Here is a 12,578-nt window from a genome sequence, read left to right on the forward strand (position 1 = left end):
GACCGCCATGATTCCCTCCTCGTCCTCCACCGACCGCCACCTGGTCGTCGGCGCCGGCCCCGTCCGACGCCACGTCGCGGCCCAGCTCGCCGCCCGCGGGTCGCGCGTCACGGTCGTCACCCGCAGCGGGCGCGACACGGGTGTCGACGGCGTGACGCACCTCGCCCTCGACGCGTCGGACCCCGACGCGCTGAGCCGCGCGGCGGACGGCGTCGCCGTCCTCTACAACTGCGCGAACCCCGGCGACTACACGCAGTGGGAGCGCGTCTGGCCGCCCCTCGCCGCGTCGTTCCTCACCGCCGCCGAGCGCACCGGGGCCGTCTACGCGATCACGGGCAACCTCTACCCGTACGGGCCCGTCGACGGCCCGATGACCGAGGACCTTCCCGACGCCGCCACCGACCACAAGGGCGTCCTGCGCGCCGGCCTGTGGGCGGACGCGCTCGCCGCGCACCGGGCCGGCCGGGTGCGCGCCGTCGAGGTGCGCAGCTCCGACTTCGTCGGGCCGGGCGTAGGCGCCAACGGCCACGTCTCGCGCGTCGTGCCGGCCGCGACCCGCGGACGCAGCGTGACGATGATGGGACGCACCGACCTCCCGCACACGTTCACCGACGTGCAGGACGCCGCGCGCACGCTCGTCGCAGCCGCTGAGGACCCGGGGGCGCACGGCCGCACGTGGCACACCCCGAGCAACGCGCCCCGCACCCAGCGCGAGGCGATCACCGGCGTCCTCGCGAGCGTCGGGCTGCCCCCGGTCCGGGTGCGCTCGCTGCGCGGCCCCGGCCTCGCCGTCGCGGCCCTCGTGTCCCCGCTCCTGCGTGAGCTCCGCGAGCTGATCTACCAGTGGGAGCGCCCGTACGTCCTCGACGACTCGGCGGCGCGCTCCCGGTTCGGCATCGAGCCGACGCCGTGGGACGAGGTGTGCCGCCGCACCGCCCGGGGATAGCGACACGCCGCCACGGGTGCGCGGCACGGCACGCGGGCACCCGGCGAGGGCGGGACGCCGCGTAGCATCGAACGGATGGCCATCTCCCGGCCCGTGCGGCCCCCGACGTACAGCGAGTCGCTGCGCCAGCGCGACGACGCGGCCCTGGTCGCGCTGCTCGAGCGCCGTCCCGACCTCGCGACGCCCTCCCCCTCGACCCTCGCCTCGCTCGCCGCGCGCGCGATGAGCCGCACGAGCCTCGAGCGTGCGCTCGCCGGTCTCGACGAGCTCACGCTGCACGTGCTCGAGTCGGTGCTCGTGCTCGACTCGGTCGGTGACCCGGCCACCCCGACGGCCGTCGCGCGGGCGACCGGGCTCGACGGTGCGACCGCCTCCGAGGTGCTCGCACGCCTCGACGCCCTGGCGCTGGTGTGGTCGCCGGGCGTCGTGCCCGACGCCGTCCGGCCCGCTCCTGGCCTCGCCGAGGTCCTCGGTCCCCACCCGGCCGGGTTCGGCCCGCCCCACCCGGCCGGGTTCGGCCCGCCCCACCCGGCGGTCCCGCCCGCCGCGGGTACGCCGTCCGACGCACCTCCCGGCGCCGCCGCGATCCTCGACGCGCTGGCCTGGGGACCGCCCGTCGGGCTCGCACCGCGCTCCGACCCCGGCGCGCGCCGCGCGACCGCGTGGCTCGTCGACCACAGGTACCTGCTCGCGACGGACGAGCGGCACGTCGTCCTCCCGCGCGAGGTGGGTCTCGCGCTGCGCGACGGGCGCACGCACCGCGACCTGCGCACGGTCCCGCCCGTACCGGACGTGCGCGAGCTGCCCGCCGCGACGGTCGACGCCGAGGCCGCGAGCGCCGGCCTCGAGGTCGTGCGGCTGGTCGCGCGCCTCGTCACCCACTGGACCGAGCACGCCCCGGGCGTCCTGCGCGGGGGCGGCCTCGGCGTGCGCGACCTGCGCCGAGCGGCGGGCGCGCTGGAGGTCGACGACACGACGGCGGCCGCGGTGGTCGAGCTCGCCGCGGCCGCCGGGATCGTCGCGGACGACGGCGACGACCCGCCGTCGTTCGCCCCGACCGCTGCGGCCGAGGACTGGCTCGACGACGAGCTCGGCGACCGCTGGGCCGTGCTCGCCCGTGGCTGGGCGCGCTCGCGGCGCACCCCGTGGCTCGTGGGCAGCCGGGACGAGAAGGGGGCTCTGCGCGCCGCGCTCGACCCGGAGCTGTGGCGGCCCTGGGTCCCGCGGCTGCGACGGTCGGTGCTCGACGTGCTCGCGCTCGTCCCCGGCCGGTCGTTGGGGGCGAGGGACGTCGTCGACGTGCTGCGGTGGCGCACCCCGCGCGCGGTGCCGCCGGAGCAGGCGGTCGCGGGGCTGCTGCGCGAGGCGCACCTGCTCGGTGTCACCGGGGCGGGGGCGCTGTCCGCGCCCGGTCGGGCGCTCCTCGACGCCGACGACACGGCCGCCGGTCTCGGTGCCGCGTTCGAGGCCGTGCTGCCGCCCGAGGTCGACGACCTGCTGCTGCAGGGCGACCTCACCGGGATCGTCCCCGGCCGTCCCTCGCGCGCGCTCGAGCGGCTCCTGGAGCTCGCGGCCGACGTCGAGTCCCGCGGTGCCGCGACGACCGTCCGGTTCACGGCGGACTCCGTCGTCCGCGCGCTCGACCACGGCGGGACCGCCGACGAGCTCCTCACCCGGCTCGCCGCCCACTCGCGCACGCCGGTCCCCCAGCCGCTCGAGTACCTCGTGCGCGACGCCGCGCGCCGGCACGGGCGCGTGCGCGTCGGCACGGCGTCGAGCTACGTGCGCGCCGAGGACCCGGTGCTCCTCGCGGGGCTCGTCGAGGCGACGGCCCTGCGTCCGCTGGGGCTCGTGCTGCTCGCGCCGACCGTGCTGGTGTCACGCGCACCGGCCGGCGAGCTCCAGGACGCGCTGCGTGACCACGGGGTGGCGTCGGTCGTGGAGGGCCCCGACGGCCAGGTCCTCGTCGCGGAACGCGCCGGACGACGCGGGACTTCCGGGATCGTCGGTGGGTCACCACGCGGCGAGGCAGGGCCTGGGTGGCGACGTGGCGCGGGTCGTCGCGCGGGCGTCGTCGCGGGAACCGGGGCGCGCGCGGGCGATCCGCAGCCCGCTGAGGCGTCGGGCCAGCGGTTCGCCGACCTCGTGGCGCGGCTCCGTTCCGCCGATGCGCGCGCCGCCGCACGGGCTGACGACGGCCCGGACGACCACGCGGACGGGTCGGGCGGACGCGCGGGCGACCGACCGCCGTCGGACGCCGCGGGACGCCGCGGGAACGGCACGTCGCGGGCCGGCGAGGTGACGTCGTCGGGCAGCGCCGGAGAGCGTGCGGGCGCGCGGCGCGCCGAGGGAACAACCGACCCGGTGGAGGCGTTGGGGCTGCTGCGCGAGGCGATCGCGGACGGGGCGATGGTGTGGCTCGAGGTCGTCGGGACCTCGGGCGGGCCCAGCCGCCGTCGGGTCCGACCGCTCACCCTGGACGCGGGCCGGCTGCGCGCGCAGGATCCCGCCCGGGACGCCGAGCTCACGGTCGCGGTCCACCGCATCGCGTCGGTCGCCCCCGACACCCCGCCGACGTAGAGCTGATGGCGCGAGAGAGAACCCTGGTCACGACCACGGCCCTACCTCGCGCGACCACGGCTCTACCTCGCGTGACCACGGTTCTACCTCGGCAAGGAGACACATGACCGACGGACCCCTCATCGTCCAGAGCGACAAGTCGCTGCTGCTCGAGGTCGACCACCCGCGGGCCGACGACGCGCGCCGGGCGATCGCGCCGTTCGCCGAGCTCGAGCGCGCCCCGGAGCACGTCCACACGTACCGGCTCACGCCGCTCGGGCTGTGGAACGCGCGCGCCGCGGGCCACGACGCCGAGCAGGTCGTCAGCACGCTCATCGAGTACTCGCGCTACCCCGTCCCGCACGCCCTGCTGATCGACGTCGCGGAGACCATGTCGCGCTACGGGCGGCTCACGCTCGCGCAGCACCCGACGCACGGCCTCGTGCTCGAGGCGACGGACCGCGCGGTGCTGGCCGAGGTGCTCAAGTCCAAGCGGACCGCGGGCCTGGTGGGCGAGCGGATCGACGACCAGACCGTCGTCGTGCACCCGTCCGAGCGCGGCCACCTCAAGCAGGTGCTCGTCAAGCTGGGCTGGCCCGCCGAGGACCTCGCGGGCTACGTCGACGGCGAGAAGCACGAGATCTCCCTCAGCCCGACGACGCCCCCGCGGGTCGAGGGCGAGGCACCGAAGCCGTGGGAGATGCGGCCCTACCAGGCCCAGGCCGTGGACGGGTTCTGGCACGGCGGGAGCGGCGTCGTCGTGCTGCCGTGCGGCGCCGGGAAGACGATCGTCGGCGCGGGCGCGATGGCGAGGTCCGGGACCACGACCCTCATCCTCGTGACGAACACCGTGAGCGCGCGGCAGTGGCGCGACGAGCTCGTGCGCCGCACCTCGCTCACCGAGGACGAGATCGGCGAGTACTCCGGCGCGCGCAAGGAGATCAAGCCCGTCACGATCGCGACGTACCAGGTGCTCACGACGAAGCGGAAGGGCGTCTACACCCACCTCGAGCTGCTCGACGCGCGCGACTGGGGCCTCGTGGTCTACGACGAGGTGCACCTGCTGCCCGCGCCGATCTTCCGCATGACCGCGGACCTGCAGGCGCGGCGCCGGCTCGGCCTCACGGCGACGCTCGTGCGCGAGGACGGCCGCGAGGACGAGGTGTTCTCGCTCATCGGTCCCAAGCGCTACGACGCCCCGTGGAAGGACATCGAGGCGCAGGGCTACATCGCGCCCGCGGACTGCGTCGAGGTGCGCCTCACGCTCCCCGAGTCCGACCGCATGACGTACGCCGTGGCCGAGCCGGAGGACAAGTACCGGCTGGCGGCGACGGCGGCGGGCAAGAACCGCGTCGTCGAGCAGATCGTCGCGCAGCACCCGGACGACCAGGTCCTCGTCATCGGCCAGTACCTGGACCAGCTCGAGGAGCTCTCGCAGCACCTGGACGCGCCGCTCATCACCGGCGCGACGACCGTCCGCGAGCGCCAGCGCCTGTTCGAGGCGTTCCGCTCGGGCGAGATCTCGCGTCTCGTCGTGTCGAAGGTCGCGAACTTCTCCATCGACCTGCCCGAGGCGTCCGTCGCGATCCAGGTGTCGGGGTCGTTCGGGTCGCGCCAGGAGGAGGCGCAGCGCCTCGGCCGCGTCATGCGCCCCAAGGCCGACGGCCGCACCGCGCACTTCTACGCGGTCGTCGCGCGCGACACCGTGGACCAGGACTTCGCGGCCCACCGCCAGCGGTTCCTGGCGGAGCAGGGGTACGCCTACCGGATCGTCGATGCGGAGGACCTGGGCGTCGTGCAGTGACGGGCGGGGGTGCCGCGACGCGGGGGCCCCACGACGCAGGAGCGCCGGGCCCCCGTTGAGCGCATGAGATGTGTCGTCTCGAAGCGATTCGGGGCGACATTTCTCATGCACTCAACGGTTCCGCCCCACGATGCGAGAGCGCTCTCATAGAATTACTGACAAGTCAGTCAGTCTTGGCTATGCTCGCGCCACCGGTGCACCGCTGCACCGTCCCCGCGACCCGCCTCGAGGCCGTCGCGGGACCGCTGTTCGAAGGAGAACACCCACGTGACCCTGTCGACCACCACCTCTCGCGGCACTCCGCCACGCCGTGCGCGAGCGACGTGCGCAGGCGCGACGGCGCTCGTCGTCGCGGCGACCGGCGTCGCCCTCGCCGCACCCGCGACAGCAGCCGCCGCCGACCCCGACCTCGGCCCGAACGTCGTCTTCATCGACGAGTCCTGGTCCGTCGACGCGATCAACTCCTACCTCGCCTCGATCAACGACGAGGCGGAGTTCAGCCAGAACCGGCACGCCGTGTTCTTCGAGCCGGGCGTCTACGGTGACGCCTCGGGCGAGGACGACCCGGCCACCGCGACCGGCTTCGTCAACGCCGAGGTCGGGTACTACACGGCCATCGCGGGCCTCGGCGCGCAGCCGGGCGACGTGCTGATCAACGGCGCACTGAGCGTCCAGCCTGTGGTGACGTGCCCGAACAACCCGTGGAGCTGCCAGGACCCCGGCTCGCTCACGCGCTTCTGGCGCTCGCTGAGCAACGTCGCGATCAACCCGATCCAGCGTCCCGTGGACGAGGACGTCACGCGTCCCTTCCCGGCCGGGTCGACGGCGCCGCACCAGATGCGTTTCGCCGTCTCCCAGGCCGCTCCGATGCGCCGCGTCGACATCCGCGGTGACCTGACCGTGTTCGGCGCGTTCGGCGAGTACGCGTCGGGCGGGTACCTCGCCAACTCGCGGGTCTCCGGGACCCTGAGCACCGGCTCTCAGCAGCAGTGGTACACCCGCAACTCCGAGGTCGGGAGGTGGGACGGCGGCGTGTGGAACATGGTCTTCTCGGGCGTCGAGGGCGCCCCGGCCACCGACTTCGGGCCGAGGCCCGACGGCACCGCCGGCAACAAGACCACGCTCGACACCACTCCCCTGAGCCGCGAGACCCCGTTCCTCTTCCGCGACGGCGAGAAGCTGGCCGTCTTCGTGCCCCACGCGCGCACCGAGACCCGGGGGGTCGACTGGTCGACCGACACGAACGCGGGGCAGAAGCTCTCGCTCGACACGTTCTTCGTCGCCCACGAGGGCGACACCGCGGCCGAGATCAACGCCGCGCTCGCATCCGGGAAGCACCTGCTCCTCACGCCGGGCGTCTACCAGCTCGACGAGGCGATCCACGTCGAGAACCCGGACACCGTCGTCCTCGGCCTCGGCTACGCCTCGCTCGCCCCGACGTCGGGCGACGCCGCGCTCGAGATCGGGGACGTCGCGGGCGTCAAGGTCGCGGGCATCACGGTCGACGCCGGCCCAGTCGAGTCCGACGTCCTGGTGCGCGTCGGTCCGGCGGACGCGCACGTCGCGGACGCCACCGACCCGACGACGCTCACCGACGTCTTCGTCCGCATCGGCGGTCCGTGGGTCGGCAGGGCGACGACGAGCATCGAGGTCAACAGCGACCACGTCCTCCTCGACCACATCTGGGCGTGGCGCGGCGACCACGGCAACGGCATCGGCTGGGGCTCGAACACGGGCGACCACGGCGTCGTCGTGAACGGCGACGACGTGACCGCCACAGGGCTGTTCGTCGAGCACTACCAGAAGAACCAGACGATCTGGAACGGCGAGCGCGGGCGCACGGTCTTCTACCAGAGCGAGATCCCCTACGACCCGCCGAGCCAGGCCGCGTTCATGGACGGCGACCGCCTGGGCTACGCGTCGTACCGGGTCGGCGACCACGTCCGGACCCACGAGGCGACCGGGCTCGGCGTGTACTCGTTCTTCAACCAAGGTGTCGACGTGCGCGTCGAGAGCGGCATCCAGGCGCCCCTGCGGGCGGGGGTCACGTTCCGGTCGATGACGAGCGTGTTCCTCAACGGCTCCGGCGGGATCGACCACGTCGTCAACGACACCGGCGCCCCAGCGGTCGGGTCGTTCGCGTCGCCGCAGGTGGTGGCCTACCCGACGGACGTGCCCGCGGAGCCGGACGTCGAGGTCACGACCCGCTGCCTCGCGGGCAAGGCGTACGTCGCGGTCCGGGCGACCAACACGGGCGACGTGCCGCTCGCGCTCACGCTCGGCACGCCGTTCGGCTCGCGCACCGTCACCGCGGTCGCGCCCGGTGCGAACACCTACCAGTCGTTCGCGGCCCGCGCGACGTCGGTCGCCGCGGGCGACGCCGTCGTCACCGCGACGGGCGGCACGGGCAGCGCGGACGTCACCGCGTCCTACGCGGCGCTCACGTGCGGGTGATCGTCCCGTCCGGCTGAGCATCACCGGGGCCCGCCTCCTCGGGGAGGCGGGCCCCGTCGTCGTCCGGCACGGCCCGACGTCGGACGGCCGCCGTCCACGCTGCTCGCCCCGACCCCGATTGCGGGACCCCGGGGCCTGGGACAGGATCGGCGCGTGAGCACGGTCCCCCGCTCGTCCATATCGCACGCCCGCAACGTGGCGGGCCGCGGCGCGCGGACGTTCGCCGCCCGGTGGTGCGCGGTCCTGGTCGCTGTGCTCGCCGGTGTCGCGCTGCTCCTGCCCGCCGGTGCGGCGCACGCCGTGCCGCCACTGGATGTCGGGAACGAGATCACCGACCCCGACGGCGTGCTGGGCGAACGGACGGACGACGTCCAGGGCGCGCTCGACCGGCTCGCGCAGGACACGGACCTCCAGCTCTTCGTCGTCTACGTCGCCGACCTCGACGGGATGGACGGCCTCGACTGGGCCAACGCGACCGCGAACGCGTCGGGTCTGGGACCGAACGACATGCTGCTCGCGGTCGGGACGCAGGACCGGCGGTACGGGCTCTCCGTCGACGTCAACGCGCCGCTGAGCGACGCCGAGGTCGACCGGATGGCGTCAGCCGTCGAGGACGAGCTGCGGGACGACGACTGGGCCGGTGCCGCCATCGCCGCGGCCGAGGTGGCGCGCGGCGCGAGCCAGGGCTCCGGCGGCGCGTCGTGGGTGTGGATCCTGCTCGGGATCGCCGTCGTCGTGCTCGTCGTGGTGCTCGTCGTCCGCGCCGTGGCGAAGCGGCGACGCGCCACGGCCCCCACGCAGGGCGCCGGCGGCGAGGACGAGCTCGCGAGCCTCCCGACGGAGGAGCTGAACCGGCGGGCGAGCGCGGCGCTCGTCGCGATCGACGACGCCGTGAAGACGTCCGAGCAGGAGCTCGGGTTCGCACAGGCCCAGTTCGGGCTCGAGGCGACACAGCAGTTCGGCGCGGCGCTCGCCGAGGGCAAGCGGAAGGTCTCGGAAGCGTTCACGCTGCGCCAGCAGCTCGACGACGACCGCCCCGAGACCGAACCGCAAGCGCGTCAGCTCATGGCCCGCATCGTCACGCTGTGCGACGAGGTCGCCGACGAGCTCGACGAGCAGTCCCAGACCTTCGACGAGCTGCGCGACCTCCAGGCGCGCGCCCCGCAGGTGCTCGACGAGACCGAGCGGCGGGCGGGCGAGGTGCTGGCACGCGTCGAGCCGGCGCGGGCGACGCTCGACGGCCTGGCGCGGACCTACCCCGCGACGGCCCTCGTGTCCGTCGCGCAGAACCCCGACCAGGCGCAGGCTCTCGTCGCGAACGCGCGGGAGTCGGTCGCTCGCGGGCGCGACGCGCTCACGCGCAAGGACCGCGCCACCGCCGTCGCGCTCGCCCGGGCCGCGCAGAACGCCGTCGGGCAGGCGGTGACGCTGCTCGACGCCGTCGAGCGCGCGGGCGCCGACCTCGCCGAGGCCGGGCCACGGATCGACAAGGCCCTCGCCTCCATCGGGGCCGACATCGCCGACGCCGGCCGGCTCGCCCCCTCCGACCCGACCGTCGCGCCCGCTGTGACCGAGGCCCAGGCCGCCGTCGCCGCCGGCACCGCGGCTCGCGAGGGCGGCGACCCGCTCGCCGCCCTGCGCCGCCTCACCGACGCCGAGGCAGCGCTCGACGCCGCGCTCGCCCCGTTCCGGCAGCGCGCCGAGCAGGCCGCCCGCGCGAACGCGCTCCTGCGCGACACGCTCGCCCGCGTCGACTCGCAGATCCGCGCGACGAACGACTTCATCGAGACCCGGCGCGGCGCCGTCGGCCCCGAGGCACGGACCCGGCTGTCAGAAGCGATCCGCCTGCTCGGCGACGCCCGGACCCTCCAGCCGACGGACCCCGTCGCTGCCCTCGAACGCGCGCAGCAGGCCGACGCCCAGGCGCAGTCCGCGGCACAGCTCGCCCAGCACGACGCGTCGAGCTGGCAGTCGTCGCAGGGCGGCGGCATGTTCGGCGGAGGCCGCTCGGGCGGCAGCAACGTGGGTGGCATGGTCCTCGGCGGCATCCTGCTCGACTCGATCCTGCGCGGCGGTGGCGGCGGCGGGCGCTCCGGTGGGTTCGGCGGCGGCAGCTTCGGGGGCGGGTTCGGAGGCGGCGGCTTCGGCGGCGGTCGGTCCTCGGGGCGCTCGGGCGGACGGTCCGGTGGCAGGTCGTCCGGCGGGCGCTCGGGCCGCGGCGGGCGGTTCTGACGGGACGGGAAGACGACACGGCACGAGGCACGGAGAACGGCACACGGCAACGACCGGCACGAGACCGCACACCAGAGAGGGACGACCATGGCGGAGAAGCAGAGCATCTTCGGACGGATCGCACAGCTCACGAAGGCGAACATCAACGCGCTGCTCGACGGCGCGGAAGACCCGCAGAAGATGCTGGACCAGCTCGTGCGCGACTACACGAACAGCATCGCGGACGCCGAGCAGGCCGTCGCGCAGACGATCGGCAACCTGCGCCTCGCGGAGCAGGACTACAACGAGGACGTCGCCGCCGTCCAGGAGTGGGGCCAGAAGGCCGCCGCCGCGTCCGCGCAGGCCGACCGGTACCGCCAGCGGGGCGACGCCGCCAACGCCGACAAGTTCGACAACCTCGCCAAGATCGCGCTCGGCAAGCAGATCGCCGCCGAGACCGAGGTCAAGCAGTCGGAACCGCTCATCACGTCGCAGCGCGAGACCGTCGAGAAGCTCAAGTCCGGGCTCGCGCTGATGAAGGACAAGCTCGGCGAGCTCAAGTCGCGGCGCGACTCGCTCGTCGCCCGGCAGAAGAGCGCCGAGGCCCAGCAGACCGTGCAGGGAGCGATCAGCTCCATCAACGTGCTCGACCCGACGAGCGAGATCTCCCGCTACGAGGAGATCGTGCGACGCGAGGAGGCGCAGGCGCTCGGCCAGGCCGAGGTCGCGGCGTCGAGCATCGACGCACAGTTCGCCGAGCTCGAGACGTCCGGCGAGACGATCGAGATCGAAGCCCGCCTCGCCGCCCTCAAGCAGGGCTCCTCCACCGCTCCGCAGATCTCCCCGACCCAGGTCACCCCCGAGATCGGCTCGGGCACCACCACCCAGGACGCCCCGACGACCGGCTGGTGACGCCGAGGTAGAACCCTGGTCGCGCGAAGTAGAACCCTGGTCGCGCCAGGTAGAACCGTGGTCGTGTCCGACGGCGCGTGGTCGCCTGGGGGGTCGGAGTGGGTGGGGGCGCCGCGTCTACCATCCGCCGCTCGTTCCTCGCGGCTCCCGCCAGGCCCGACCACGACGCGGCGCCCCCACCCACCCCTCCCGGCATCACCTCACCCTGGTCCGTGCTCACCCGGGCAAGACCCGTGGTGTTACGCCGAGCATGTCGTCACGGCTCGTCCTGAGCGCCTGACGGGCCACAACGGCATGCTCGACCGGCCGGAACCGCATGGTCGCCACGAGAGCGGCACGACCCCGTGCCGCGCCGCCGCACAAGACTTGGGGACCGCCGTCACCGGACCACGGTTCTGCCCGGGTGAATACGGTTCTACCTCGCGCGACCAGGGTTCTACCTCGCGCGACCACGGTTCTACCTCGCGCGACCACGGTTCTACCTCGCGCGACCACGGTTCTACCTCGCGCGACCACGGTTCTACCTCGGCGCGACTCGGCCACCTGCCGGGTGACGGGACGGCTGAGCGGGTGGGGCGGCGTCGGAGGCGAAGGGCGTCAAGGCCGCGCTCCCAAAACCCACGCCCGAAAGACCAGGGCGACGGCGCGGACAGCCCGAGCACCGACGCCGCCCCGCACGCGAACCCGACCACAGCACGCCCAACCCAGCCCAGACGCCGACGCCGCCCCGACCACGAACCGCGCGACCCGGCCTGCGGCCTCGCTCAGGCGGGGACGCGTTGCCCGACGGCGGTCCGGACGTGGGCGACGAACGCCTGGGCAAGGCGGCGGCCGCCCTCGAGGATCTCGGGCGCGTGCTCGTCGAAGCCTGCGAGGACGGTGTCGGTGTCGACGTCGTCGAGGCCGTCGCAGTACGCCGCGAGCCCGGCCCGGGACGTCTCGGGGTGGAACTGCACGCCGAGCGCCGAGCCGAGGCGGAACGCCTGGTAGGGGTACATGTTCGACGAGCCGAGCCAGAGTGCCCCGGCGGGCAGGTCGACGATCGCGTCGGCGTGCATGCTCGTCACGAACCGCGCCGGGTCGTCGCCGGAGGCGAGCGCGGAGAGCACGGGGTCGGTCTCCGCCTCGGCGCGCCAGAAGATGCGGGTCGCGCCGGACTCGCGTCCGGGGGGTGCGCTGACCTGGACGTGTCCGCCCCCGGCGACCGCGAGGAGCTGGGCACCGAGGCAGATGGCGAGCGTCGGGACGCCGGACGTCGCGGCGGCGAGGAGGAGCTCGCGCAGCGCGGGCAGCCAGGGCGCGCGGGCGTCGTCGTGCGCGGCCATGTGGCCGCCGATGACGACGAGGCCGTCGCCGATCCCGTCGAGGGCGGGGAGCGCCTCGCCCTCGAACGCGCGCACGACCTGCAGGTCGGCGTCGAGCAGCTCGGCGTACGCGTCGAGCGTGACGCCCGGGGAGTTCTGCACGACGGTGAGCCGGACGGTTCCGGTCGCGGTCGTGGCGTCGGAGTGATGGGTCACGAGGTCCGACGGTACCCACTCGGGGGTACTCCGACGCAAACACGCACGTCCTGGACCTGCCGCAGCGGTCCCTGCTCGCGCCCGCCGATGACCGAGCGCTGCACTCCGGTCCGAGCGATGCACTCCGGCGTGCATCTCTCGAGCGTGCGTGCATCTCTCGGCGACAGCCTGT

At 74.4% G+C, this 12,578-nt stretch carries 7 protein-coding genes; 6 read left to right on the forward strand and 1 reads right to left on the reverse strand.

The features are described from left to right. Positions 1-7: 7 nt before the first annotated feature. From ACMXGY_RS16605 to ACMXGY_RS16630, 6 genes are all read left to right on the forward strand, one after another. Entirely contained in the window at positions 8-946 is a 939-nt protein-coding gene (locus tag ACMXGY_RS16605) for an NAD-dependent epimerase/dehydratase family protein (RefSeq protein WP_483774087.1), read from the forward strand. Between the two features lie 75 nt (positions 947-1,021). After that, complete coding sequence (locus ACMXGY_RS16610; RefSeq protein ID WP_483774088.1) at positions 1,022-3,526, forward strand: helicase-associated domain-containing protein; 2,505 nt, start codon at positions 1,022-1,024, stop codon at positions 3,524-3,526. Positions 3,527-3,629: 103 nt separating this feature from the next. Further along, entirely contained in the window at positions 3,630-5,309 is a 1,680-nt protein-coding gene (locus ACMXGY_RS16615) for a DNA repair helicase XPB (protein WP_483774089.1), read from the forward strand. Positions 5,310-5,576: 267 nt separating this feature from the next. Continuing rightward, positions 5,577-7,763: an adenylyl cyclase gene (locus tag ACMXGY_RS16620; protein ID WP_483774090.1), complete on the forward strand. Its 2,187-nt coding sequence runs from the start codon at positions 5,577-5,579 to the stop codon at positions 7,761-7,763. Positions 7,764-7,958: 195 nt separating this feature from the next. Then, entirely contained in the window at positions 7,959-9,995 is a 2,037-nt protein-coding gene (locus ACMXGY_RS16625) for a TPM domain-containing protein (protein WP_483774091.1), read from the forward strand. An 87-nt stretch (positions 9,996-10,082) separates the two neighbouring features. After that, positions 10,083-10,886 (forward strand): PspA/IM30 family protein, encoded by an 804-nt coding sequence (locus tag ACMXGY_RS16630; RefSeq protein WP_483774092.1) that lies wholly within the window; start codon positions 10,083-10,085, stop codon positions 10,884-10,886. 764 nt (positions 10,887-11,650) lie between these two features. On the opposite strand, the gene ACMXGY_RS16635 is transcribed toward ACMXGY_RS16630, so the two are convergent. After that, positions 11,651-12,406 carry a type 1 glutamine amidotransferase gene (locus ACMXGY_RS16635; RefSeq protein WP_483774093.1) on the reverse strand — a complete coding sequence of 252 codons (756 nt, stop codon included), beginning with the start codon at positions 12,404-12,406 and terminating at the stop codon, positions 11,651-11,653. Between the last annotated feature and the right edge of the window lie 172 nt (positions 12,407-12,578).

It is taken from the genome of Cellulosimicrobium sp. G4 BAM 1002, assembly GCF_057126935.1.